Genomic DNA, 23,992 nt, shown 5'->3' on the forward strand with positions numbered 1-23,992 from the left:
TTTCAGATGAACCCAGATCCCGACGTATCGGTCGAGTCTGTTACGGAGTCGACGGGCCGCGCATGCAAAACGCTCGGCTGGGACCTCAGCCGAGCGTTTCGTTATGCTCTTGTCCACCATCAACTAGCAGCGCTGTTGCGGCGCCCTGGAACCCGAGTATGTCCGGGTTCCGTTCGGGAGAATCGTGCCGGATAGGGGTCAGACACCCAATTCCGTTGCGGCCAGCGCTGTTCCCTCGATGCGCGCCCGGATCTTGGCGAACGCGGTTTCGCGTGAGGTGGAGGTGTCGTCGGCGAACGGCGCGAAACCGCAGTCGTCGCAGGTACCCAAGCGCTCGACGGGCAGGTAGCGGGCGGCGAGCAGCACCCGGTCGCGCACCTGCTCGGGAGTCTCGACAACCGGGTCGATCGGGTCGGTGACGCCGATGAACACGCGAGCCTGCGCGGGCAAGTGTTCGGCGACCACGGCGAGCACCTTCTCCGGCTCCGGTTCGCTGGCGAACTGGAGGTAGAACGCGCCGACCCGCAACTGCATCAGCTTGGGCAGCAGCGCGCTGTAGTCCACGTCCAAGCTGTGCGTGGAGTCCTGGTCGCCGCCGGGGCAGCTGTGCACGCCGATCCTGGCGCGCTCTTCGTCCGAGAAACGGTCCAGCACAAGGTTGTTGAGCTCGATGAACTGGTCGAGCACGCCGCCGCTCGGGTCCAGCTGGAGCGAGAGCCGCCCCTCGGTGAAGTCGAGCTGCACCAGGTGCGCGCCTTCGTCCAGGCAGCGGCGGATATCGGCCTCCGCCGCGTCGGCCAGATCGGCGAGGAACCGCTCGCGCGGATAGTCCTCGATACCGTCCGCCGGGTAGAGCAGGCTCAGCGCCGACGGCGCGATGACCGCCTGCTTCACCGGCACGGTGGTGTGCTGCTTCGCGGCGCGCAAGTAGTCCACCGCGTGCGCGGCGTACCGGAACGGCCCCGAGGTCAGCCGGGGCAGCTGCCGCTGGTGTCCATCGGCGAACTGGATGATCGCGCCGTCCGGGGCCAGATTGTCCAGCCCGGCGATCGGATAGGTGGCGAAGCTCGGCTTGCTCTGCTCACCGTCGGTGACGACGGGAGAGCCGAGTTCCTCCAGGGCGCGGATGGTCTCGGCGACCGCACGCTGCTGGAGTTCGGCGAACGCGGTGGCGTCGCCGGAATCATCGGCCATGGCGGCCAGGATGTCGTGAGTGCGAGGAATGCTACCGATCGGTTCTGTGGGGAGGCTCACACTGGCGAGTGTACGTCGGCCGCCTGGCTAACGACTCGAATCTGCCTGCAGCCGAGATCTTTTGGCACAGGTCACGGATTCCCGCTGTCCGGCTCAGAGCACCACCCCAAATTCCGGACGGCTGCTCTAAGGCCGGTCAGATGGTCGCCGATCACTTCGGCCACCGCTCGGCAGCGCAGGGTCCGCAGTGCGGGATCTGGTCGGTTGCTCACCAGATCCACCTCATCGTTGCTAGTGCCGCGCTGCAGCCGGTGGCCGCTGCGACGAGGATGATCGCAGCGGCGACCAGCACAGTCATTGCCATCGAACGAGCCGAACCAGCTTCCCGTGTTGCTGCTTCAACACATCGCGAGCCGATGTCAGTGGCGGCGATCCAGGAACCTCGGGTCCACAGTAATCGTCCCAGTCAGTCGCCAAGCGCCGCGTTCGAATATCAGGTCTCCGGATATGACGATCGGCTGTTTGCTCTGGTGTGCGCGGATCGCCCACTCGTAGTCGTTACCAGCTAGCGGAATGTGCACTTTTCGTGGACGCCCGTCTACGTGCGTGGACAGCACGATGCTCGTTGATGCCACACCAGGCGATACCCGCTGACGAAAAGGTGGCCCTGACCGTTTCCGGTCAGGGCCACCTTCTATGCCTAGTCGCGAGAAGCGTCAGCCCTTGTGCGTCTTGACCGCTTCGGTCAGCTGCGGGGCGACGTTGAACAGGTCGCCCACGATGCCGTAGTCGGCGATCTCGAAGATCGGCGCCTCTTCGTCCTTGTTGACCGCGACGATGGTCTTCGAGGTCTGCATGCCGGCGCGGTGCTGGATCGCGCCGGAGATGCCGAGGGCGATGTACAGCTGCGGCGAGACGGTCTTACCGGTCTGGCCGACCTGGAACTGGCCGGGGTAGTAGCCCGAGTCGACGGCGGCGCGGGAAGCGCCGACGGCCGCGCCGAGCGAGTCGGCCAGCGCCTCGACCACCGAGAAGTTGTCGGCGGAACCGACACCGCGGCCACCGGAGACCACGATGCTCGCCTCGGTGAGCTCCGGACGGTCACCGGCCACGACCGGCTCGCGCGAGGTCACCTTGACCACGCCCTCTTCCTGCGCGGGCACCTCGACGGTGACCTTCTCGCCGGCACCAGCCTGCGCCGACGCCTCGACGGCGCCCGGGCGGATCGAGATCACCGGCACGTCGCCGGTGGCCTTGGCGTCGACGGTGAACGCGCCACCGAAGATGGAGTGCACGGCGCTGCCGTCCGCCTTCACATCGATGACGTCGACCAGCAGGCCGGAGCCGATGCGGGCGGCCAGGCGACCCGACACCTCCTTGCCCTCGGCGGTCGCAGCGACGATGACCGCGGCCGGAGAGGCCGACTCGGTCAGGCCGGCCAGCACGTCCACCTTCGGGGTCACCAGGTAGTTCTCCACATCGTCGGACTCGGCGATGTAGATCTTCTCCGCGCCGGCGGCGGCCAGCGCGTCGGCCAGCTTCTCGCCGGTGCCCGCCGTGCCGAGCACGACGGCCGCGGGCTCGCCGAGGGCGCGCGCCGCGGTGAGCAGTTCGGTGCTGACCTTCTTGATCGCACCGTCGGCGTGCTCGACGAGCACAAGTACTTCTGCCATTTGTGTTCTCTCCTAAGAAGTCTCAGTCCTCGAGGGCGGGACGAGCGAGGCTCGCGAAGCGGCTCGTTCCGCCCGACGGGTGCGGGTGTCCCGCATGAGCACGACCGCGATCAGATGATCTTCTGGCCGATCAGGTACTGGGCGATCTTGGTGCCGCCGTCGCCCTCGTCCGCGATCTTCTCGCCCGCGGTGCGCGGAGGCTTCGGGGTGGCCGCGGTGACGGCGGTGCCCGCGTTCGCGACACCGACGGTCGACGGGTCGACGCCGAGATCGGCCAGCGTGAAGGTCTGCACTTCCTTCTTCTTCGCGGCCATGATGCCCTTGAAGGACGGGAAGCGCGGCTCGTTGATCTTCTCGGTGACGCTCACGATGGCCGGAAGCGTGGCCTCCAGCTTGAACACGCCGTCGTCGGTCTCGCGCTCGCCGGTGATCTTGTCACCGTCCACGGCCAGCTTGCGCAGGTGCGTCAGCTGCGGCAGGCCCAGGTACTCGGCGATGATCGCGGGGATGGCGCCGGCGCGGCCGTCGGTCGACTCGTTGCCCGCGATGACCAGCTCGACACCCTCGACCTGACCCAGCGCACTCGCCAGCACCCACGCGGTCTGCACGGCATCGGAGCCGTGGATGGCCGGGTCGTTGATGTGGATCGCCTTGTCGGCGCCCATGGACAGCGCCTTGCGGATGGCCTCGGTGGCGCGGTCCGGACCGGCGGCCAGCACGGTGACCTCGCCGCCCTGGGCCTCCTTGATCAGCAGCGCCTCTTCGACGGCGCGCTCGTTGATCTCGTCGAGAACGGCGTCGGCGGCCTCGCGGTCGAGGGTGAAGTCACCGTCGGTCAGCTTGCGCTCGGACCAGGTGTCGGGAACCTGCTTGATGAGTACGACGATGTTCGGCATCGGTCTTCGTCGACCTCCTGTTCTGGTTACACGTTTGTGGTGGTCGCACGAGCTGTGCCGTACGTCCGTGTGAGTGGCTCAGGCCGTGACATTACCCTACGTTAAGTTACCCGTGGGTAACTTAGTGGCTTCTCTCTCACAACCGCGCATCGGGCGATACAGTGCGCCGGATCAGACGTCGCCGTAACCGCGAAGCCGCGCGACGAATCCGACCGGGTGCGGGTGTCCCGCGCCGACACCGTGCCAGTAACGTCGGAGTGATGAGCGAGGCTGTGATCCCTGCGGCAGTGGGCGACCCCACCGGCGTTGCCGCGGACCCCGAGACGAGCGCCGGCGCCGTCGAACCGCTGCCGCTGACCGGCGAGCGCACCGTGCCCGGCATCGCCGAGGAGAACTACTGGTTCCGCAGGCACGAGATCGCCTACGCCCGCCTGCTCGACCGCTGCGCCGGAAAGACCGTGCTGGAGGCCGGCTCCGGGGAAGGCTATGGCGCCGACATGATCGCCGGCGTGGCCACCAAGGTGATCGGAGTGGACTACGACTCCACCGCCGTCGAGCACGTGCGCGCGCGCTATCCGCGCGTGGAGATGATCCAGGGCAATCTCGCCGCGCTGCCGCTGGAGGACGCCTCGGTCGACGTCGTGGTGAATTTCCAAGTGATCGAGCATCTTTGGGACCAGTCCCAGTTCCTGCGGGAGTGCCTGCGGGTGTTGCGGCCCGGCGGTGAGCTGCTGATCAGCACGCCCAACCGGATCACCTTCTCGCCCGGCCGCGACACCCCGCTCAACCCGTTCCACACCAGGGAACTGAACGCCGCCGAGCTGACCGAGTTGCTGGTCGACGCGGGTTTCGAGGTGGCACGGATGATCGGTGTGCACCACGGGCCCGGCCTGCGGGCGCTGGACGCCAAGCACGGCGGGTCGTTCATCGACGCGCAGATCGAACGGGCGCTGGCCGGCGAGCCCTGGCCTGCCGAGCTGACCGCGGACGTCGCGAGCGTCACGGTCGACGACTTCGTGCTGGCCGCCGAGGATATCGACGCGAGCCTGGACCTGGTCGCCATCGCGGTGAAGCCTTGACCGATCGCAGCGCCGTGCCCGGCGGGCACTCCGCAAGTCCGGTGCCGGGCCAGTTCACCTTGGTCCTGCACTCACACCTGCCCTGGCTGGCCAACCACGGTCGCTGGCCGGTCGGCGAGGAATGGCTCTACCAGTCCTGGGCCGCGTCCTATCTGCCGGTGGTCGAGGTGCTGAGAACTCTTGCGGCCGAAGGCCGTTCGCATCTGCTGAGCCTGGGCATCACGCCGGTGCTCGCGGCCCAGCTGGACGACCCGCACTGCCTGGCGGGCATGCATCACTGGCTGGGCAACTGGCAGCTGCGCGCCGACGAGGCCGCCATGGCCGGCAACGTCGCACTCGGCAGGAACGAGCACCGTCTGGCCGCCGCGGCGCTGGCGGAATTCGAGCAGCACTGGCGGCACGGCGCGGCGCCGGTCTGGCGCGAACTCGTCGACGCCCAGACCATCGAGTTGCTCGGCGGGCCGCTGGCGCACCCGTTCCAGCCGCTGCTGGATCCGCGGCTGCGGCAATTCCAGCTCACCGAGGGCCTCGCCGACGCGCGGCGGCGCTGGGGCCATACGCCCAAGGGGATCTGGGCGCCGGAGTGCGGCTACACACCCGGCATGGAGATCGGCTACGCCGACGCTGGTGTGACGCATTTCATGGTCGACGGACCGGCGCTGCGCGGCGACACGACGCTCGGCCGACCGGTGCACGATTCCGACGTGATCGCCTTCGGTCGCGATCTGCAGGTGAGTTACCGGGTCTGGTCACCGAAATCGGGCTATCCCGGCAACGGCGCCTACCGTGACTTTCATCACTATGACCACGCGACGGGTCTCAAGCCCGCCCGGGTCACGGGCAAAACCGTCGCCGGGCCGGACAAGGCGCCCTACGATCCGGAGCTGGCGGCCGTGGCGGTGGCCCGCGACGTGGACGATTTCGTGCGGACGGTGCGTGAGCGGTTGGTCGCCGAGTCCGCGCGGATCGGGCGGCCCGCGCTGGTCGTCGCCGCATTCGACACCGAACTGTTCGGCCACTGGTGGCACGAGGGCCCGCAATGGCTGGCCCGGGTACTGCGCGCGCTGCCGGAGGCCGGAGTCACCGTCGGCACGCTCGCCGACGCGCGCGAGCGCGGCTACCTGGGCGAACCGGTGCCGCTGGCCGACTCGTCCTGGGGTTCGGGCAAGGATTGGCGGGTGTGGGCGGGCGAGCAGGTGCGCGACCTGGTCGAGCTCAACGACGACATCGTGCGGCTCGCGCTGGACACCGTCGACAAGATGCGCGCGGCCCAGGGCGGCGCGCCGGGGTTGCGCGATCAGGTTGCCGATCAACTGCTGCGCGAGGCGATCCTGACCGTGTCGAGCGACTGGGCGTTCATGGTCAGCAAGGATTCCGCGGCAGGCTACGCGCGCGACCGCGCGCACCAGCACGCTCACGCGGTGCGGGAAATCGCCGCGGCCGTCGGGGCGGGCCAAGTCGCCAAAGCACGGCAGTTGGCGGCAGGATGGGGGGCGGCCGACGGACTCTTCCCCGCCGTGGACGCGCGACGACTGACCTCTGCGGGGTCCGTACCCGGCACCACCGGGGCAGCATCCGCCGCCGCGCCGGAATCGGGCCCCGCCACCGCGGTCCAGAGCCACGACCCAGCGCACCCGGGCTCCGCCGCAGAAGGACGTGCATGAAGATTTTGATGGTGTCGTGGGAGTACCCGCCGGTTGTGGTCGGCGGGCTCGGCAGACACGTGCATCACCTCGCTGTCGAACTGGCCCGCGCGGGCCACGAGGTGGTCGTCCTGTCCCGGCGCCCCTCCGGCACCGACTCCTCGACCCATCCCACGCACTCGTTCATCGCCGAAGGCGTGCTGGTGGTCGCCGTCGCGGAAGACCCGCCGGTATTCGACTTCGGCGAGGACATGCTCGCCTGGACGCTGGCCATGGGCCACGCGATGGTGCGCGCGGGCGTCGCCCTCGGCAAGCCGGGCATCGGCGACGGCTGGACGCCGGACGTGGTGCACGCGCACGACTGGCTGGTCGCCCACCCCGGCATCGCGCTGGCCGAGTACTACGACGTGCCGCTGGTGTCGACCATTCACGCCACCGAGGCCGGACGGCACAGCGGCTGGGTCGCGGGCAAGGTCAACAAGCAGGTGCATTCGGTCGAATGGTGGCTGGCCAACGAATCCGACGCGCTGATCACCTGCTCGGGGTCCATGCAGGACGAGGTCGAGCGGCTCTATGGTCCGGAACGGATCCCGATGACGGTGATCCGCAACGGAATCGACGTGGGCGCCTGGACCTTCCGTCCGCGTTCGCCGCGCAGCGGTCCGCCGCGGCTGCTGTACGTGGGCAGGCTGGAGTACGAGAAGGGTGTGCAGGACGCGATCGCGGCGCTGCCGCGCATCCGCCGCGCCCATCCCGGCACCACGCTGACCATCGCCGGTGTGGGCACCCAGTTCGAGTGGCTGCGCGAGCGCGCCCGAGTGCACCGGGTCGCCCGCGCGGTGAACTTCGCCGGGCAACTCGACCATGAGGAACTGCTCGGCTGGCTGCACGGCGCGGACGCGATCGTGCTGCCGAGCCGGTACGAACCGTTCGGCATCGTCGCCTTGGAGGCGGCCGCCGCGGGCACCCCGCTGGTCACTTCGACGGCCGGTGGGCTGGGCGAGGCCGTGATCGACGGCGTCACCGGCGCCTCCTTCGCTCCCGCGGACGTCGACGGCCTGGTCGAGGCAGTCCGCGCCACCCTCGACGACCCGGCCGCCACCCAGCAGCGGGCCTACGCCGCCAGGGAACGGCTCACGGCCGATTTCGCCTGGGACGTGGTGGCCGCGGAGACCGCCCAGGTGTACCACTCGGCCAAGCGGCGAGTGCGCAATCCGCTGGGCCGCCCGACCATCGTCGAACGCCCGCTGCCGGAACGCGATCCGGCGTAGGCCAATCAGGCTTCGAGCTTCTTGACGATGCGCTCGATGGTGAGCCAGGTGCGGGTGGTGATGTCCTTGCCGTACGTCTTGTCCAGCCAGGCCATGAAGTTCGGCGTCTTGCCCGGATCGCTGTTGTCGATCACTGCGAGGAAAGCGCGTGCGGCCTTGTCGTAGCCGACGATCCGGGTGAGCGGGTCGGGTTGTTCGGGCAACGTAACCGTGGCGGCGGCCGCGTCCTTGAGGAACGTCACGATCAGGTAGTTTCCGCGGCCGTGGATCGATCCCTCGAACGGGTCGCTGTCCAGTAACGCGCGGAGCTCCGCATGGCCGCGGATGATCGTGCCGCCGCCGATCCCGAGTTCCGCGCTCAGCGCCTGCTGGATGCGCTCCTCCAGCGCGGGTACGTCGGTCTCGGCGCTGCGGAACACGATATTGCCGCTGGCCAGCACCGATCCCACGCGATCGAACCCGAGTGATTCGAACACCGCGCGCAACTTCGCGTTGCTCATGTTCGGATTGCTCGGCATGATCCCGCGCAACAGTGCGGCGTAGGCGTTCATACCGCCGAACCTACTCGGCTGCTCCGACAAGCCGGCCGATCTCATCGGCCCGGTGCTTGCGCCCAGCACGCCGGCGCGGGCTGCCGACGGGTTTCGCTGGGCAGCACTTGTCGTGGGCTGCCACGCTTCGGCCAGTCCGGCACAGCACGAGACCGAGACGCACTACGTCCGGCGGCACCCGACACTGCGGCCCCGCCTCGGCTCGAGTGCGGCTGCGGACAGGGTTCCGCCGCGACGCCCGTTACGCCGTCTGGGTGGCGCCGTTCTTCTTGCGGGCGATGTCCTCCAGCGCCGCAAAGTATTTGGCGCGTTCTTCGGCGCCCGCCTCCCAGGCCGCCTTGCGATTCTTGACCACCTTGGCCGGCGCGCCGACGGCGATGCTGTAGTCCGGGATGTCGCCCTTGACCACGGCGTGCGCGCCGAGCACGCAGCCGCGGCCGACGCGGGTCTCGCGCAGCACGGTCACCTTGGCGGCGATCCAGGTGTCGGGTCCGATGCGGACCGGGCTCTTCACGATGCCCTGGTCCTTGATCGGCACGGTGATGTCGTCCATCTTGTGGTCGAAGTCGCAGATGTAGCACCAGTCGGCGACCAGCGTCGATTCGCCGATCTCGATGTCGAGGTAGGTGTTGACGACGTTGTCCTTGCCGAACACCACCTTGTCGCCGATGCGCAGCGAACCCTCATGGCAGCGGATCGCGTTGCCGTCGCCGATGTGCACCCAGCGCCCGATCTCCATCCGGCTCAGCTCCGGCGTCGCGTGGATCTCCACCCGGCGGCCGAGGAAAACCATGCCGCGCAGCACGATGTGCGGGTTGGCCAGGCGGAATTTGAACAGCCGGTAGTAGCGCACCAGATACCAGGGCGTGTACGCCCGGTTCGCGAGCACCCAGCGCAGCGACGCCAGCGTCAGAAATCGCGCTTGCCGCGGATCCCGGCGGCGCGAACCCCGCCAGCGCGAGCGCAACGGTGCGCCCCACATGCTCGTCACGAACGGTTCTCCTGTCGTGGTCCTACCGGCTGCCGCCCACCTCGGCGACGGATAGAGCCTATCGCTCGCGGCGAGCACCGGGACGGGCACCCGCGACGACAACGGCGGGACCCGTTCACCCCCGCACGGGCCTCCCGTACAGTGACTCGTGCGCCGGCGACGGCGACGGCGAACCCGCCGGTGCGAAGCCTGTTCCCCCGGCCGCGGTTCGACACTTTTCGGTCTCGTGCGAGCAAACGGTGACAGGAGTGCGGCAGGTGCGCAGTGGCGGGGTATTGGCTACTTCCATGTGGCGACCGTCCCGGAAACGTGCCGCGGCCGTGCTGGCCGCGGTCGCCGCGCTGGCCTTGACCGGCTGCGGCACCGACGTCGACGACATCACCGTCGGTTCCGGCAAAGGCTGGACCGCCGCCTACCACGACGGCCGCAACAGCGGCACCAGTCCGGTCACCGGCTCGCGGAAGCTGGCGCTGAGCTGGTCGCGCCCGATCGGCGGGCCGATCGGGCAGCCCGTCACGCTCGGTCCCGACAGCCAGATGTTCGTCACCACGCGCCTGCCGAACTGCTCGATCTTCTCCTTCCAGATGGCCACCGGACGCAAGCGGTTCTGCAACGCGCTCGGTCCGAGCGCGATCTCCGCGCCCTCGGCCGTCGACGGCATGACCAACGTCTACGTCGGCGACGACAGCAAGGTGAACGCGTTCAACTACCTGGGCCAGCCGCGGTGGAGCACACCGGTCGCCGGGACGCCGGTCTCGGTGCAGTTCACCGGTGACGGCAAGCTGCTGACGGTCACCCAGTCCGGTCAGATCGACGTGTTGTCGCGGCAGACCGGCGAGCGCCTCGTGCCGACGGTACAGCTGCTCGGCGAGCCGGATTTCCTCGCGAACGCCGGGCTCACCTGGCCCGCGGCCGGCCAGGGCCTGGACGACTGCGCGACCGGGGGGCCGCAGTGCCCGGTCGCGAACATCTCGCCCATCGACACCTCGAGCGGCCGCTTCTACGTGACGTTGTGGCAGCCGGGCAAGCCCGTCGCGGCGCTGGTCGCGCTGCGCTACACCGATGGCGAGATCGAGCGGGAATGGAGCGCCGAGCTGCTGGAACGCGGTAGCGCGACCAGCCCGGCCCTGTCCGCGGACGGCTCCACCGTCTACGTCGGCGACAACAGCGCCCGCCTGATCGCGCTCGACACCGCCGACGGGCGGACCAAGTGGGTCCAGCGGCTGGACTGGACGCCGCGCGGCGGCATCTCGGTCTCCAGCGATGGCTTGATCATCCCGTCCGGCGACGACAGTTACCTGCTCGCGCTGCGCGACAAGGGCGACTCCGTCGAAACGGTCTGGGAACGCAAGGATCTCGCGTTGCACGGAACCGCGGTGCAGACGGCGGGCGATACCGGCTACACCACCGCGGCGATCGGCGAGGGCCTGAACCTGGTCACCTTCGACACCCGGACGGGCGCCACTGTCGATTCCGATGTCCTCCCCGGCGCACAGGGCGCCACCGCGGGCACATCGGTCGGCGCCAAGGGCGAGGTCGTGGTCGCCACACGCATCGGCGAGATCTTCGCCTTCAAGCCGGAGTAGCCGACCGCAGGCGCTGACTCGCCAGCCCTCGAGGTCCAGCGGGTCATGGGGTGGCGCAGAGGAAGACCGTTGGGGTGCGGCCGATGCGAGTAATCACCAATGTGTGCGGTTGAGAGCCGCGGAGTTTGAGGCGCGAACGCAGGGCATCCGGGTCGATGTCGACGCCACGGGTGAGGATTTCGAGGGGGCCGCAGTCGCGGCGATGGAGTTCGGCGCGCAAGGGTTTCTCGCGGTAGTCCAGGCGGTCGAGGATGCGGAAGCCCCGCACGCCCTCGGGCACGGCGTCGCCGGTGAGGTAGGCGATGCGGGGATCCAGTTGCCACAGGCCGTGTTTCGCGGCGTAATGACGGACAAGACCGGCGCGCACGACGGCGCCGTCCGGGTCGATGATCCATTCCCCTGGCGCGCGCTCATCGATATCGTCGGGTTCGGTATCGGTGATGCTCCACCCGGCGCCCGTCGATGAGAGCACCGTGGCGCGACGGGTGACACTTGGTTCGGTAAGTCCTTGTGACCACAGGCAGGCCTCGCGCACCGCGCCGTCCAGGGAAACGATCTCGATCTCACCGGGCCAGTCCAGGCGGTCGAAATCCAGGCCGGGAGCGCATTTCACGGCCAGATCGCGGCCCCGGTAGGCCGCGAGCAAGTCCGGAAGCGGCGGCTGCAACTTCGCCGGGTCGTGGGTACGCCGACCGTCCGCACGTCGCGCCGGGTCGGCGATGACCACGGTGTCACGGCTGCTCGGGCGCAGCGCGTCCGCCTTGGCCAGCAGCACATTCCGCGCCGGTGACGCATCCGATTCGCCTACCGGTAACCAGCGCTGCCCCAGATTGTGCGCGGCGATGGCGAGCCGCACGTCGTCCAGATCACTGCCGACCACAGCCGGGCACACCCGGGCCAGCTCGACGAGTTCGGCGCCTATCGAGCAGGTGAGGTCGTGCACCGCCCGCCCGGCCAGGCGCGCGGCCCGGTGTCGCGCGACGGCGGTGGGGGTCGCCTGCTGCAGGGCGTCGTCGGTGAACAACCACTCCCCCGCGTCGGCGAGCTTGGCCGTGGCGCGGCGGCGCAGCCGGACCGTCTCGACCAGAGCGGCGGCCAGGTCACCGTGGACGCGGCGCACCTGCTCGAGATCCTTCAGCAGCGATGCCGCGGTCAGTGCCAGCCGGTCCACCTCGGCCAGCGCGGCCCGGCCGGTCGCGCTGCCCAGGTACCCGACGTCATCGCGGGTAAAGCGATAGCCCACTACTGGTTCCCCACATGCCCGTGCATCGAGTCGGCCATCTCGATTCCGGCAATCGCGATGGTGCCGGTGCCGATCCCGCAAGCCATCGCCCGCTCACCGTTTCCGCCGTGTCCCGTCTCTGAATTCGGAAAGGGCGACATGGGTTCGCACCTACCCACTTCGGCAGCACCGGCCGTGCCGCCGAGATGGGCGATGCGATCGCGACAGGGATCGCGGACCACTACTTTCCGGCGGCGCTCGGCTTCACGCCGGTGATCATGGCGTTGTAGAAGAACTGGCGCGGAACCACGCGGCGCATGACGTTCTCGTCCACCCAGCTCAGCCCCAGCCACGCACGGTACATCGCCATCCGGTAGCGCCAGGTGAGCTTCTCGGCGGGCACGGCCGCCTCGAAGGTGCGCACCGGCCAGCCCCACAGGGCGGCGGCGAATTCCTCGGTCTTCGCGGACACCTCGACCGCGCCCGCCGAGCGCGCCATCGCCTCCAACCTGCTCGGGTCGAAGGTGTGCAGGTCGACCACCGCTTCCAGGGCCGCGGCGCGCGAGGACTCGTCCAGCTCCTCCTGCGGACGCCGCCAGTCGCTCAGCATCGGCAGCTTGGTGACCGTGGTGGTGGCTTTCCAGGTGATCCGGCCCAGCCAGCGCGCGTAGAAGTTGCCGACCGTGGTCGGCTCGCCGGCGAACACGAAGCGGCCGCCCGGCTTGAGCACGCGCAGGCACTCCTTCAGCGCCAGCTCGACGTCGGGGATGTGGTGCAGCACCGCATGGCCGACCACCAGATCGAAGGTGTCGTCCTCGTAGGGGATGGTCTCCGCGTCGGCGACCCGGCCGTCCACGTCCAGGCCGAGGTTCTGCGCGTTGCGCAGCGCGACCTTCACCATGCCCGGCGAAAGATCGGTGACCGAACCCGACTTCGCGACGCCCGCCTGCATCAGGTTCAGCAGGAAGAAGCCCGTGCCGCAGCCCAGTTCGAGCGCCTTCTCGTAGGGCAGCGGGGCGGGACCCACCGCGGCGTCGAAGCGCCCGCGGGCGTATTCGATACAGCGCTCGTCATACGAGATGGACCATTTGTCGTCATAGGTCTCGGCTTCCCAGTCGTGGTAGAGCACCTGGGCCAGCTTCGTATCCTTGAGCGCTGCTTCGACCTCCGCCTCGGTGGCGTGCGGGTTCGGCGCGGGGTCGTCGGGACGTACCGTCATGGTCGGCAAGCCTACCCAAATCCCCAGTTGACGCCTGCTATCGGCCCACGAATTCGGCCGACCCTGGACCGTTGGCCAGATAAGAACCTGTTCCGATCAGGCGATCTTCCGTCGTGAACAGCGCCGACCACTCGGTCCGTGCCCGATCGAGGCCGTGCGGACCCGCTTCGAACACCGCTTTCGCGGCGGCCAGCGCCCGCGCCGGACCGTCCTCGAACTGCCGCGCCCAGCGCATCGCGGCGGTGTAGACGTCGTCCGGCGCGACGACCTCGTCGACCAAGCCGAGCGCCTTCGCCTCGTCAGGTTCGATGAAACGACCGGTGTAGACCAGGTCCTTGGCCGGGCCCGGTCCGATCAGCAGGGACAGCCGCCGGATGCCCGCGAGCGGGATGAGGCCCGCCTTGATCTGCGGCAGCCCCAGCTTGACGTTGTCACCGATGACGCGGCGGTCGGCGCCGAGGGCCAGTTCCAGCCCGCCGCCGAGGCAGTAGCCGCTGATCGCCGCCACCGTGGGCTGCGGGATCCTGGCCAGGCAGCCGAGGGCCCGCTGCAGATCGGCCGCCATGGCGCCGGCCTGATCCACCCCGAGCCCGGACAGCTCGGCCACGTCGTCGCCCGCCGAGAACACCCGCTCGTCGCCGTACACGACCACCGCGGCCACCCCCGGATCCGCGGCCACGGCGTCCGCCGCCTCGGCCAGCTCCCGCGCCAGCTGTATATTCAGCAGGTTCATCGGCGGGCGGGCGATCCGGAGGACGGCCACGCGCCGCTCGGCGGCGCTCTCGGGCAGATCCAGGGTGACGAATTCGGCCATGGGAGGCCACGCTACCGGGTGGCCCCGGCAATCCTCACGGCCGCACGGAGCCCTTGAGACGTCCGGCATCCGGGAGATCGGCGAAGTAGCGCTGATTGTCCGGAAAGGACAGCATTTGCTTGCCGTTCACGTCGGCCGGCACGGGCATGATCGGATCGATCGCGCGCCGCGCGGCCAGGATGTCGGCGGTGGAACCGAATTCGCCGAGCGCGACCAGCTGCGCCCAGGTCGGCGGCAGCAGCACGTCGGCGCCCGACCGCCAGCGGTCCAGCGCCTCGGCCGGAGTGCTCCACTGCACCTCCGCCGCCTCGGACGTGGCGCCGTCGGCCAGCTGTCCTTCCGGCAGCACCGCGACGAAGAACCGGGTGTCGTAGCGGCGCGGCTCGATCACGGGGGTGATCCAATTCGCCCACGGTCGCAGCAGATCCGCGCGCAGCACGAGCTTCTCTTCGGCGAGGAACGTCGCCAGCGACAGCTCTCTGCGCTCCAGCATGCCGCGGGCGTCCCGGTATCCGGTGGTGTCGGAGACCACGCTGTCGCCCGTGGGACCGGCCAGCAGCACGCCGCATTCCTCGAACGTCTCGCGCACGGCCGCGCAGACCAGCGCCTTCGCCCTGGCCGTCGTGGTCGCGAATTGCTCGGCCCACCAGGCGGGCTCGGGACCGGCCCAGGCGATGTCCGCGGTGCCGTCGGACGGATCGACACCGCCGCCGGGGAACACGGTCATGCCCGCGGCGAACGCCATGGCGCCGACCCGCCGCTGCAGGAAGATCTCAGGTCCGTCGACGCCGTCACGCACCAGCATCACCGTCGACGCGTCCTTGGGCGACGGGGGACTTTGAGAGTCGGCCTGCACTTCTGTCTCACTCACACCCTGCACCTTAATGGGCGCAGTCGGACGTAGTCCGTCGTCAGCCGCGCACGGCCGGAGCGAAGGCGAGGGTACGCATAGCACGCCCTTGGTGAGCGCCGTCACGACGTCCGCGTCAGCGGGTGCGGTGCTTGCCTGCGCGGCGTGCGCGACGTGCGAAGTAGCGGCCGTCCACCCGGTCCAGCGCGATCGATTGCCGGAAGGCGTCGCTGAGGTTCTCCGCGGTGAGCACGTCCGACAGCAGCCCCTGCGCGACCACCGCGCCCTCGTTGAGCAGCAAGCCGTGGGTGAATCCGGGCGGGATCTCCTCCACATGGTGGGTGACCAGCACGATCGCGGGCGCGTCCGGGTCGGCGGCGAGGTCGCCGAGCCGCTCCACCAGCTCCTCCCGGCCGCCCAGGTCCAGGCCCGCGGCGGGCTCGTCGAGCAGCAGCAGTTCGGGATCGGTCATCAGCGCGCGAGCGATGAGCACCCGCTTGCGCTCGCCCTCCGACAGCGTCCCGTAGGTGCGGTCGGAGAGATGTTCGGCGCCCAGGCTTTCCAGCATGTCGATGGCGCGGTCGGTGTCCAGGTCGTCGTAGCGCTCCCGCCAGCGGCCGAGCACCGCGTATCCGGCGGACACGACCAGGTCGCTGACCTTCTCGTCGAGCGGGACCCGGCTGGCCACCGCGGCCGAGGAGAGGCCGATGCGCGGACGCAACTCGCTGACGTCGACCTTGCCGATCCGTTCCCCGAGTAGATGGGCGATGCCCGCGGTGGGATGCATCTCGGCGGCGGCCATCCGCAGCAGCGAGGTCTTCCCCGCGCCGTTGGGGCCGAGGACCACCCAGCGTTCGTCGAGCTCGACCTGCCAGGAGACCGGGCCGACGAGGGTATGGCCCGAACGACGGACGGTCACGTCGGTGAAATCGATGAGCAGATCGGGATCCGGTTGCGGCACGCGCTCCATCTTGGCCCACCGTCGGGGGCACTTGCCAACGCGGGGAGGAAAACGGTCCAGTCGGTCTGGTCGACGCCCCCGCCGTGGTCACGAGGCCGATGCCGCCGCCCGCCGCAATTGCGACGGTGTCGCCCGGCCGGTCACCGCGATTGGGCGGGCACCGCGACCGGCCTTGTCGAGCCGGCATCAATTCCGGGAACCCCCGCACAGTGCCACCGCGCGGGGCCAGGAGTCACCCTGATCGACATCCTGCCTACGGCGTCGGTTGTCCCGCGGCCCGTGACCCCCGGGCGGAGCCAATGGAGAACGCCGCGCTGCCGGGCACAACGTGGCGATGATGGTGGCGATCGCTCGGGTGTTGGACGTGGAGTGGTCTGGCGGGCATCGCGTCGAGCGAGCATCGGGATCACAGTCGTATAGCCCGGTGTCACCGCGGTGATCCCGGTCCACCTCAACCGTGTTGCGCGGAGCCGCGTGGTCGATACCGCGCCAACGGGTTCCCGCGGCTCACCAAGATTGGGCGGGCACCGCAATCACCGTCATCGAACCCGGCGCCACCTCCGTGAATCCCGCGTCCCGCACCGCGACCGCGGTGCCCTCGGCCACCTGGGTGGACAGGGACGCCCAGCGGTGCGGATCGGCTTCGCGTACCGCGCAGCGGAAGCCGAGTTCCGCCCAGCGCAGCGCGTGCTCGACCGGTAGCGCACCGGCCAGCAGCATGCTCGCGTGGCCGACCTGGGCGGCCGCTTTGCCGAGCGTCATTCCGAGCGCGGCGTTCACCCACAGCACTGGCAGCTCCGGGGCGGGCGGGCCGGGGTCGTCGTGGTCGAGATCGGTCCCGCCGATCTGCAAGCGCTTGATCACCGGATCGACCTCGCCCACCGGTCCGGGTACCAGTGCCCGCGCTTGCGCGCCGTCGATCTCGACGGTGACGCCGTCCACCGCGCAGGTCGCGCGCCATTGGGCACCGCGAGCGCGCCGAGCCAGCTTGCGGATGCGCGACCGCTTCCACGCCAGATAGCGCGTTTCCCACTCGCCGCCCGGACCGACCCGCGCGTCCAGGCACAGTGCCACCGCGGCGGCGGCCGCCGCGGCGAGCAGAGTGCTGCGCGGCGGCGAATCGGTCTTGGGCAGGTGCAGAACGATCTGCATCGCCTGCACCATGGCCGGGTCGTCCGGATCGCCTGTGCCGCCGTACCCACCGGCCAGCTCGGCATGCCGCATGCGGAATCCCGCGATGTCCGATGCCATTGGCGCCGTGCCGGTATCGCCACCGCGGACCTCGGACCCGCAATTCGGGATACCCGTCATCACTCCACCTCGAGCGTCAGCGTAAACGTTGCGGCCGGTGCCGAGCCGTGCTCCCACGGACGCATGTACTCCATCCGCAGCGACGTCACGCCCGCCGCCGCGCCCACGAAGCTCCACACCGAAGTGCCACCAGCACCCGGTGCGACGGGCACGGCCGGATCGGGCTCGAAATCCGCCGCGCCGTCCTGCTTTGCGACGGACGCGTCCAAGTCCGCGATGCTCCAGGAATATCCGGTCGACGGGTTGGACGGCAGGGCGACCACGAGGCGCTGTCCGACACGCAATCGCCGCTCCTGCCCGTTGTCGGTCTCGACAACGCGCACAACAGGATTCGCAAAGTCGGAGTGGGTCGCATCGGACACGTCGTTGCCACCGCACCCCGCCACCGCCAATCCGAGAAGCAGCACCAGCGGGGACTTCCGCACCCATCCTCCGATCGTCTGATGGTCAACTCGCAGCGAGCCTACCGAGCGGCGTTCTCCGGCGTCGGCAAGCGGTGGGCTACCCGGGACGCTTCGGTGGCAGCGGACGTACACGCCGCGACCTCAGGGGCGAGCCAAGTCTGCGAAGCCCGCTCGGCGCCGCGCCGGTCGCCCGCGGCACAGCATCCCGGGCCCGCGGGCCTCTCGTCCGCGCACGCAGCGACCTCAGGGACATCCGAGTGACGAAGCCTGTTCCGCGCGCCGGCCGCCCGCGACACACAGCACAGCTTCCGGCCGTTGACTTTCGTCGGCGAGGTCGACACAGCCGTGCGCCATGCCCACCGTCCGGCTACCCCTCGGACCAGGCCCGAACTGCTCAGCCCAGTGGTACGCGGCGCAGCAGCCCGTCTCTGGCGTCCGCGGCCTCCACCTCGTGCCGGGTGACCCCGAGGATGAACAGCACCGCGTCCAGGTAGGGGTGCGAGAGCGCGGCGTCGGCGACCTCGCGCAACGCGGGCTTGGCGTTGAACGCGATGCCGAGCCCGGCGGCGTTGAGCATGTCGATGTCGTTGGCGCCGTCGCCGACCGCGACGGTCTGTTCCATCGGCACCCCGGCCTCGGCCGCGAATTTGCGCAGAGCGGTGGCCTTGGCCGCCCGGTCGACGATCTCCCCGACGACCCGGCCGGTCAGCTTGCCGTCCACGACCTCGAGCGTGTTCGCCTGCACGAAGTCCAATTCCAGCTCGTGCGCCAGCGGTTCGATCACCTGCCGGAAGCCGCCGGAGACCACGCCGCAGCGGAAGCCGATGCGACGCAGCGTGCGGATGGTGGTGCGCGCACCAGGGGTCAGCGCGATCTTCTCGGCCACCGCCTCGATCACCGACTCGTCGAGACCGGCCAGCGTCGCGACCCGCTGCCGCAGCGATTCGGCGAAGTCGATCTCCCCGCGCATGGCGGCCTCGGTAACCCTGCGGACCTCGTCCTCGACGCCCGCGTGCGCCGCGAGCATCTCGATGACCTCGCCCTGGATCAGCGTCGAGTCGACGTCGAACACGATCAAGCGCTTGCCGCGGCGCGCCAGCCCGGCGCGCTCCACCGCGACGTCCACCTCTTCGGTGACCGCCACCTCGGCGAGCGCCGTGCGCAGCCGGGAATCCGTGTCGGGGCCGGAGTCGATCGCGGTGACCATCAGTTCCATACCCGTCACGGGGTAATCGGCGATGCCGCGGATGGTGTCGATGTTGGCGCCCAGAGCGGCCAGTTGCCGCGAGACCGCGCTGAACGCGCGTGCCGTGACCGGGCTGCCGAGGATCACCACCGCGTGCGTGGACATCGGCTGCCTGCCGATCTCCGCGTCCACCTCGACGTCGACGTGCATGCCGACGGTGTTCATGGCCTCTTCGAGTTCGTCCTGCAACGCCTCCGGATCGTTCGGACAGGTGACCAGGACGCCCAGGGTCAGCCTGCCCCGGATCACGACCTGCTCCACGTCCAGCAGGCTCACCTGGTGCCGCGACATCGCCGCGAGCAGCACGGACGTCACACCGGGGCGGTCGGGCCCGGTGACGGTGACGAGGACGGTGGTGTCGGCCAACTGATGAGCTCCAAGTTCGGTGTTTGCCGTCGCTGTGCTGGACATCGTTGTCGCAACGCCACGGGGCGTATCGGTCTGCACAAACGAGTGTGCACCCGCTGGTCACCAGCAGGTGCACACCCCGTCGCAGTGAATCCTACGGCGCGGCCGGACGAACTCCGGCTATAACTTCTACTTCGCGCCGACCGTTTCGTGGACCTCGACGGCGTGCTTGCCCGAGCCCCAGCCGACGTGCGCCTCGGCGCGCATGCGCTCGACCATGTGCGGGTAGTGCAGCTCGAAGGCGGGCCGCTCGGAGCGGATGCGCGGCAGTTCGTAGAAGTTGTGCCGCGGCGGCGGGCAGGTGGTGGCCCACTCCAGCGAGTTGCCGTAACCCCACGGATCGTCCACGGTGACGACTTCGCCGTAGCGGTAGCTCTTGAAGACGTTCCACAGGAACGGCAGCATCGAGGCGCCGAGCACGAAGGCGCCGATCGTGGAGATCGTGTTCAGCGTGGTGAAGCCGTCGCTGGGGAGGTAGTCGGCGTAGCGGCGCGGCATGCCCTCGGCGCCGAGCCAGTGCTGCACCAGGAAGGTGGTGTGGAAGCCGATGAAGGTGGTCCAGAAGTGCCACTTGGCCAGGCGCTCGTCGAGCATGCGTCCGGTCATCTTGGGGAACCAGAAATAGATGCCCGCGTAGGTGGCGAACACGATGGTGCCGAAGAGCACGTAGTGGAAGTGCGCCACGACGAAGTAGGAGTCGGTGACGTGGAAGTCCAGCGGCGGGCTGGCCAGGATGACACCGGACAGACCACCGAAGAGGAAGGTGACGATGAAGCCGATGGAGAACAGCATCGGCGACTCGAAGGTCAGCTGACCGCGCCACATGGTGCCGATCCAGTTGAAGAACTTCACGCCGGTCGGCACCGCGATGAGGAAGGTCATGAACGAGAAGTACGGCAGCAGCACCGCGCCGGTGGCGTACATGTGGTGCGCCCACACCGCGATGGACAGGGCCGCGATGCCCAGGGTGGCGTAGACCAGGGTGGTGTAGCCGAAGATCGGCTTGCGGCTGAATACCGGGAAGATCTCCGAGACGATGCCGAAGAACGGCAGCGCGATGATGTACACCTCGGGGTGGCCGAAGAACCAGAACAGGTGCTGGTAGAGCAGGATGCCGCCGGTGGCCGGGTCGTAGATGTGGCCGCCCAGGTGGCGGTCGTAGGCCAGGCCGAACAGCGCGGCAGTGAGCAGCGGGAAGGCGAGCAGCACGAGGACGCTGGTGACGGCGATGTTCCAGGTGAAGATCGGCATCCGGAACATGGTCATGCCGGGCGCGCGCAGGCAGACGACGGTGGTCAGCATGTTGACGCCACCGAGGATGGTGCCCAGGCCGGAGACCGCCAGACCCAGGATCCACAGGTCGGTGCCGACGCCGGGCGAGTGCAGGATGTCGGTCAGCGGCACGTACGCCGTCCAGCCGAAGTCCGCGGCGCCACCCGGGGTGATGAAGCCCGCGGTCGCCATGCTGGCGCCGAACGCGTACAGCCAGTAGCTGAAGGCGTTCAGTCGCGGGAAGGCGACGTCGGGCGCGCCGATCTGCAGCGGCAGGATGATGTTGGCGAAGCCGAACACGATCGCGGTCGCGTAGAACAGCAGCATGATCGTGCCGTGCATGGTGAACAGCTGGTTGAACTGCTCGGGCGAGAGGAACTGCAGGCCGGGACGCGCCAGCTCACCGCGCATCAGCAGGGCCATCAGGCCACCGATGAGGAAGAAGGCCATCGACGTGGTCAGGTACATGACACCGAGGACCTTGGGGTCCGTGGTGGTGACCATCTTGTAGATGAACGAGCCCTTTGGCCCGGTCCGTGCCGGATAAGGCCGAGTCGCTTCCAACTGAGGGACTGGCTGGGGCTCTACGGCAGTCACTGATCCTCCTGAAAGGTGCCTTTAGGTCGCTCCGCAGGCTCCGCTGATCGCATCGATCCCGATGCGGGACAGACGACAGTTCGCTTGCGCTCATCGAATCGTAAACGGTGCCTATCGCGCGGGCCGAACGGGTCCTACTCTCTGTCGTATTTCCACGGTGCGCCCGCGTACCGATGAGAACTACGGGCCGCTGCCGTCTCTACCGGTGACAGACCTTCACCGCAGCCAGGAGACCAGCGATGACCAAACCCAGCGACACCAAGCCCGGCGACCCCTGCTGGGTCGATCTCTACACCTCCGATCCCGAGCGCAGTATCGCGTTCTACCGCGACCTGTTCGGCTGGACCGCCGAACAGGCGGGGGCGGAGTTCGGCGGTTACATCACCTTCCGCAAGGACGGCCGCGCGGTAGCGGGCGCGATGGGCAGGATGCCGGGCGACACCGACGGCCCCGAGCAGTGGACGGTGTACCTCGCCAGCCCCGACGCGCAAGCCACCGCGGACGCGGCCGTCGCCGCGGGAGCGTCGCTGGTCGTGCCCGTGATGCGGGTCGGCGAGCTGGGCACGATGGCCGTGCTCGGCGACGTCGGCGGAGCGGGCGTCGGCATCTGGCAGGCCGGGACGTTCCCCGGGTTCGAGACGATGGGCCTGGTCTCCGGTGGGCAGTGGCGCGAGCACGCGGGCGCGCCGTCCTGGTTCGAATTGCACACCCGCGCCTACGACGCATCGCTGGCGTTCTACCGGGACGTCTTCGGCTGGTCGGACGTCTTCACCATCTCCGATGTCCCGGAGTTCCGCTACACCACGATCCACGCGCAGAGCCCGATGCTCGGCGGCGTCATGGACGCCTCGGCCTTCCTGCCCGAAGGCGCACCCGCGGGCTGGACGGTCTACTTCGGCGCCGACAACGTGGACAAGACCGTCGAGAAGGTCGTCGAACTGGGCGGCTCGGTGCTGTCACCCGCCGAGGACACCCCGTACGGCCGAATGGCCTCGGTGACCGACGCCACGGGCGCCCGATTCAGCATCGGCGGCGAAAAAGCCTGACGGGTCCGAGCGCCGCAGGCGCTGCAAATCGAACACGGTACCCTCACCGGCATGCCGCTGAGCGCCGTCGTTCGCCTCCGAAACCGCACAGCCTCTTCCGCACACGCCGCTTCGGCGGGCCGCCGGGTGGTAGCCGTCGCCGCGCTGTGCGCGACCGTTCTCGCGGCGGGGTGTGGCGGGAAGAGCGACGACGACGTCTCCATCGTGCGCACCACCACGAATATCGCGGGCGCGGGGGTGGTGGGCCTGGAGCGCGACACCACCCGGGCGTGCGCGCTGCCGAGTGCGCCGGACCCGGCGAGCGGGGCCACCCGCAGTGTCACGCATGCCGCGGGCGTCTCCGAGGTGCCCGCCGACCCGCAGCGCATCGTCGTGCTCACCACCTCCGCGCTGGACGCGGTCTGCGCGCTCGGTCTCTGGGAGCGGGTAGTGGGCACGGTGACCATCGACGGGCCGAGTCCGCAGCCCGCCTATCTCGGCACCGGCGTGCTGAAGATCCCCGGTGTCGGAACCGCCGCCGCCCCGGATCCGGCGCGGATCGCCGATCTGCGGCCCGACCTGATCCTCGGCGAGATCCCCACCGGCGCCCCCCGTTTCGCCGCGCTGCAGGCCATCGCCCCGACCGTGCTGGTCGGCGCGAACGCCGGCTGGCAAGCCGAATTCGCCGCGTTCGCAGCGGGTTTGGGGCGTCGCGAGGCCGCGGAGACCGCACTGCGGAACTATCGCACCGAGGCAAAGGACACCGCTACCGCCTTGGCGGCGGGGCAAACCCAGGCGTCGGTCCTCCGATTCACCGCCGATGCCAACCAGGTGCAGGGCGGCGACAGCTTCGCGGGCCAAGTACTCGGCGACGTCGGCGTGCAGCGTCCCACTGCCCAGCGGGGCGCCTCGTTCGAGGTGAGCGCGGAGGAGTTCGCCACCAAGGTGGAGGGTGACGTGATCTACGTGATCCTCGCCGGCGCCGAGGGGAAGAAGCACGGCGAAGCCGTCATGCGCAGCGACGAATGGAAGGAACTCGCCGCCGCCACCGATCGCCGGGTGTTCGCCGTCGAGGACACGGTCTGGCACGGCGACGGCCTCACCGCCGCCCGCGCGATGCTCACCGATCTGCGCGCCACCCTCAATGGCTACGTGAACGACTGAATTCCACACCCCACCCTGGGTGAGGTTTTGCCCACCCTGGGAGAGCGCGGACCAACGCTGGGGTTGCTGTCGGAAACCCCGCTCGAGGACGAGATTGGGAAGTACGCGAAACACCTCCCAATCGACACTCGAGGACACGACATGCACATGCTGACCGCTTCCGACAACCTGTCCGTCCTGCCGCTGGCCCAGGCCGCCGAGGTCGATCCGGACGCGGTCGTGGTGTCCACCGCCGATTGCGACCTCACCTACGCGGAACTGGACCGCTGGTCCAACCGAATGGCCCGCCTGCTGCTGGAACTCGGCGCCTGCCCGGGCACCCGGGTCGCGCTGGCGATCGACCACCCGATCGAGTCCATCGTGGCCGAGCGGGCCGCGACCAAGATCGGGGCGAGCACGATTCCGGCCACCGGCGACGGCTCCTTCGCCCTCGGCACCACGGTTGGGGTCACCACCAAGGCGCAGCGGCCCGCACCGGCCGACGGGATCGCCTGGCTGGTGCTCGACGAGCGCTCCACCCTGCAGCGCTACCTCACCGGTTCCGATGCCCCGCTCAGCCCGGCCGACCTGGATCTTCTTCCGGAGTGCGCCTGACCGGGCACACCTCTCCCCCCG

The 23,992-nt window shown here is 69.3% G+C and carries 22 protein-coding genes; 8 read left to right on the plus strand and 14 right to left on the minus strand.

All coding sequences use genetic code 11. The annotated features are described in order from the left end of the window. Positions 1-198 precede the first annotated feature (198 nt). The gene (locus IU459_RS04785; protein ID WP_195128239.1) at positions 199-1,254 is read right to left on the minus strand and encodes a 5-methyltetrahydropteroyltriglutamate--homocysteine methyltransferase; all 1,056 of its coding nucleotides are present in this window, start codon (positions 1,252-1,254) and stop codon (positions 199-201) included. Between the two features lie 140 nt (positions 1,255-1,394). On the opposite strand from IU459_RS04785, the gene IU459_RS04790 reads away from it, so the two are divergent. Next, a complete protein-coding gene (locus tag IU459_RS04790; RefSeq protein WP_195128240.1) occupies positions 1,395-1,763 on the plus strand; it encodes a hypothetical protein in 369 nt (122 codons plus the stop codon). A 147-nt stretch (positions 1,764-1,910) separates the two neighbouring features. On the opposite strand, the gene IU459_RS04795 is transcribed toward IU459_RS04790, so the two are convergent. Together IU459_RS04795 and IU459_RS04800 are read right to left on the minus strand one after the other, a co-directional pair. Beyond that, complete coding sequence (locus tag IU459_RS04795) at positions 1,911-2,867, minus strand: electron transfer flavoprotein subunit alpha/FixB family protein (RefSeq protein ID WP_195128241.1); 957 nt, start codon at positions 2,865-2,867, stop codon at positions 1,911-1,913. Positions 2,868-2,977: 110 nt separating this feature from the next. Further along, positions 2,978-3,763: an electron transfer flavoprotein subunit beta/FixA family protein gene (locus IU459_RS04800; RefSeq protein ID WP_195128242.1), complete on the minus strand. Its 786-nt coding sequence runs from the start codon at positions 3,761-3,763 to the stop codon at positions 2,978-2,980. A gap of 260 nt (positions 3,764-4,023) precedes the next feature. Between IU459_RS04800 and IU459_RS04805 the strand changes: the two genes are divergently transcribed. The 3 genes from IU459_RS04805 to IU459_RS04815 are packed head-to-tail and all read left to right on the plus strand — an operon-like array spanning position 4,024 to position 7,756. Next, positions 4,024-4,842 (plus strand): class I SAM-dependent methyltransferase, encoded by an 819-nt coding sequence (locus tag IU459_RS04805; RefSeq protein WP_228837405.1) that lies wholly within the window; start codon positions 4,024-4,026, stop codon positions 4,840-4,842. Next, complete coding sequence (locus IU459_RS04810) at positions 4,839-6,506, plus strand: 1,4-alpha-glucan branching protein domain-containing protein (RefSeq protein WP_228837406.1); 1,668 nt, start codon at positions 4,839-4,841, stop codon at positions 6,504-6,506. Before IU459_RS04805 ends, IU459_RS04810 begins: the two co-directional genes overlap by 4 nt. After that, positions 6,503-7,756: a glycosyltransferase family 4 protein gene (locus IU459_RS04815; RefSeq protein WP_195128243.1), complete on the plus strand. Its 1,254-nt coding sequence runs from the start codon at positions 6,503-6,505 to the stop codon at positions 7,754-7,756. The genes IU459_RS04810 and IU459_RS04815 overlap by 4 nt, the downstream gene beginning before the upstream one ends. A gap of 5 nt (positions 7,757-7,761) precedes the next feature. Here the strand turns inward: IU459_RS04815 and IU459_RS04820 are convergent, their stop codons facing one another. Both IU459_RS04820 and IU459_RS04825 read right to left on the minus strand, forming a co-directional pair. Continuing rightward, positions 7,762-8,307 (minus strand): DUF1697 domain-containing protein, encoded by a 546-nt coding sequence (locus IU459_RS04820; protein ID WP_195128244.1) that lies wholly within the window; start codon positions 8,305-8,307, stop codon positions 7,762-7,764. A 241-nt stretch (positions 8,308-8,548) separates the two neighbouring features. Beyond that, positions 8,549-9,298, minus strand: a complete 750-nt coding sequence (locus tag IU459_RS04825; protein WP_195128245.1) for an acyltransferase — start codon at positions 9,296-9,298, stop codon at positions 8,549-8,551. Between the two features lie 287 nt (positions 9,299-9,585). Here IU459_RS04825 and IU459_RS04830 point away from each other — a divergent pair, with 287 nt between their 5' ends. After that, a complete protein-coding gene (locus IU459_RS04830; protein ID WP_195128246.1) occupies positions 9,586-10,884 on the plus strand; it encodes an outer membrane protein assembly factor BamB family protein in 1,299 nt (432 codons plus the stop codon). Positions 10,885-10,927: 43 nt separating this feature from the next. Here the strand turns inward: IU459_RS04830 and IU459_RS04835 are convergent, their stop codons facing one another. From IU459_RS04835 to ctaD, 9 genes are all read right to left on the minus strand, one after another. Continuing rightward, the gene (locus IU459_RS04835; RefSeq protein ID WP_195128247.1) at positions 10,928-12,127 is read right to left on the minus strand and encodes a THUMP-like domain-containing protein; all 1,200 of its coding nucleotides are present in this window, start codon (positions 12,125-12,127) and stop codon (positions 10,928-10,930) included. Between the two features lie 220 nt (positions 12,128-12,347). Then, positions 12,348-13,325: a class I SAM-dependent methyltransferase gene (locus tag IU459_RS04840; RefSeq protein WP_195128248.1), complete on the minus strand. Its 978-nt coding sequence runs from the start codon at positions 13,323-13,325 to the stop codon at positions 12,348-12,350. A 37-nt stretch (positions 13,326-13,362) separates the two neighbouring features. Next, positions 13,363-14,139 carry an enoyl-CoA hydratase-related protein gene (locus IU459_RS04845; protein WP_195128249.1) on the minus strand — a complete coding sequence of 259 codons (777 nt, stop codon included), beginning with the start codon at positions 14,137-14,139 and terminating at the stop codon, positions 13,363-13,365. Positions 14,140-14,173: 34 nt separating this feature from the next. Next, positions 14,174-14,944 carry an NUDIX hydrolase gene (locus IU459_RS04850; protein ID WP_195128544.1) on the minus strand — a complete coding sequence of 257 codons (771 nt, stop codon included), beginning with the start codon at positions 14,942-14,944 and terminating at the stop codon, positions 14,174-14,176. A gap of 181 nt (positions 14,945-15,125) precedes the next feature. Further along, the gene (locus IU459_RS04855) at positions 15,126-15,959 is read right to left on the minus strand and encodes an ABC transporter ATP-binding protein (RefSeq protein WP_195128250.1); all 834 of its coding nucleotides are present in this window, start codon (positions 15,957-15,959) and stop codon (positions 15,126-15,128) included. A gap of 498 nt (positions 15,960-16,457) precedes the next feature. After that, the gene (locus tag IU459_RS04860; RefSeq protein ID WP_228837438.1) at positions 16,458-17,201 is read right to left on the minus strand and encodes an aminoacyl-tRNA hydrolase; all 744 of its coding nucleotides are present in this window, start codon (positions 17,199-17,201) and stop codon (positions 16,458-16,460) included. Between the two features lie 59 nt (positions 17,202-17,260). Next, a complete protein-coding gene (locus IU459_RS04865) occupies positions 17,261-17,686 on the minus strand; it encodes a protease inhibitor I42 family protein (RefSeq protein ID WP_195128252.1) in 426 nt (141 codons plus the stop codon). Between the two features lie 373 nt (positions 17,687-18,059). Beyond that, positions 18,060-19,277: a phosphoserine phosphatase SerB gene (gene serB, locus IU459_RS04870; RefSeq protein WP_436838031.1), complete on the minus strand. Its 1,218-nt coding sequence runs from the start codon at positions 19,275-19,277 to the stop codon at positions 18,060-18,062. Between the two features lie 171 nt (positions 19,278-19,448). Beyond that, positions 19,449-21,188 carry an aa3-type cytochrome oxidase subunit I gene (gene ctaD / locus IU459_RS04875; RefSeq protein ID WP_083889539.1) on the minus strand — a complete coding sequence of 580 codons (1,740 nt, stop codon included), beginning with the start codon at positions 21,186-21,188 and terminating at the stop codon, positions 19,449-19,451. A 239-nt stretch (positions 21,189-21,427) separates the two neighbouring features. On the opposite strand from ctaD, the gene IU459_RS04880 reads away from it, so the two are divergent. From IU459_RS04880 to IU459_RS04890, 3 genes are all read left to right on the plus strand, one after another. Further along, a complete protein-coding gene (locus tag IU459_RS04880) occupies positions 21,428-22,234 on the plus strand; it encodes a VOC family protein (RefSeq protein ID WP_195128254.1) in 807 nt (268 codons plus the stop codon). A gap of 51 nt (positions 22,235-22,285) precedes the next feature. Further along, on the plus strand, positions 22,286-23,377 hold the full coding sequence (locus IU459_RS04885) for an ABC transporter substrate-binding protein (RefSeq protein ID WP_195128255.1): 1,092 nt from the start codon (positions 22,286-22,288) through the stop codon (positions 23,375-23,377). Between the two features lie 141 nt (positions 23,378-23,518). Further along, entirely contained in the window at positions 23,519-23,971 is a 453-nt protein-coding gene (locus tag IU459_RS04890; protein WP_195128256.1) for an AMP-binding protein, read from the plus strand. The last annotated feature ends 21 nt before the right edge of the window (positions 23,972-23,992 follow it).

The sequence above is a fragment of the Nocardia amamiensis genome, assembly GCF_015477605.1.
Taxonomy (GTDB): domain Bacteria; phylum Actinomycetota; class Actinomycetes; order Mycobacteriales; family Mycobacteriaceae; genus Nocardia; species Nocardia amamiensis_A.

Excerpts from the sequence above, each read along its gene's own strand:
- IU459_RS04790 (WP_195128240.1), top strand. The coding sequence starts at position 1,395 with ATGGTCGCCGATCACTTCGGCCACCGCTCGGCAGCGCAGGGTCCGCAG.
- IU459_RS04795 (WP_195128241.1), bottom strand. The coding sequence starts at position 2,867 with ATGGCAGAAGTACTTGTGCTCGTCGAGCACGCCGACGGTGCGATCAAG.
- IU459_RS04850 (WP_195128544.1), bottom strand. The coding sequence starts at position 14,944 with ATGCTGGTGCGTGACGGCGTCGACGGACCTGAGATCTTCCTGCAGCGG.
- IU459_RS04830 (WP_195128246.1), top strand. The coding sequence starts at position 9,586 with ATGTGGCGACCGTCCCGGAAACGTGCCGCGGCCGTGCTGGCCGCGGTC.
- IU459_RS04805 (WP_228837405.1), top strand. The coding sequence starts at position 4,024 with ATGAGCGAGGCTGTGATCCCTGCGGCAGTGGGCGACCCCACCGGCGTT.
- IU459_RS04820 (WP_195128244.1), bottom strand. The coding sequence starts at position 8,307 with ATGAACGCCTACGCCGCACTGTTGCGCGGGATCATGCCGAGCAATCCG.
- IU459_RS04845 (WP_195128249.1), bottom strand. The coding sequence starts at position 14,139 with ATGGCCGAATTCGTCACCCTGGATCTGCCCGAGAGCGCCGCCGAGCGG.
- IU459_RS04885 (WP_195128255.1), top strand. The coding sequence starts at position 22,286 with ATGCCGCTGAGCGCCGTCGTTCGCCTCCGAAACCGCACAGCCTCTTCC.
- IU459_RS04890 (WP_195128256.1), top strand. The coding sequence starts at position 23,519 with ATGCACATGCTGACCGCTTCCGACAACCTGTCCGTCCTGCCGCTGGCC.
- IU459_RS04840 (WP_195128248.1), bottom strand. The coding sequence starts at position 13,325 with ATGACGGTACGTCCCGACGACCCCGCGCCGAACCCGCACGCCACCGAG.
- IU459_RS04860 (WP_228837438.1), bottom strand. The coding sequence starts at position 17,201 with ATGGCATCGGACATCGCGGGATTCCGCATGCGGCATGCCGAGCTGGCC.
- IU459_RS04815 (WP_195128243.1), top strand. The coding sequence starts at position 6,503 with ATGAAGATTTTGATGGTGTCGTGGGAGTACCCGCCGGTTGTGGTCGGC.
- IU459_RS04880 (WP_195128254.1), top strand. The coding sequence starts at position 21,428 with ATGACCAAACCCAGCGACACCAAGCCCGGCGACCCCTGCTGGGTCGAT.
- IU459_RS04855 (WP_195128250.1), bottom strand. The coding sequence starts at position 15,959 with ATGGAGCGCGTGCCGCAACCGGATCCCGATCTGCTCATCGATTTCACC.
- IU459_RS04800 (WP_195128242.1), bottom strand. The coding sequence starts at position 3,763 with ATGCCGAACATCGTCGTACTCATCAAGCAGGTTCCCGACACCTGGTCC.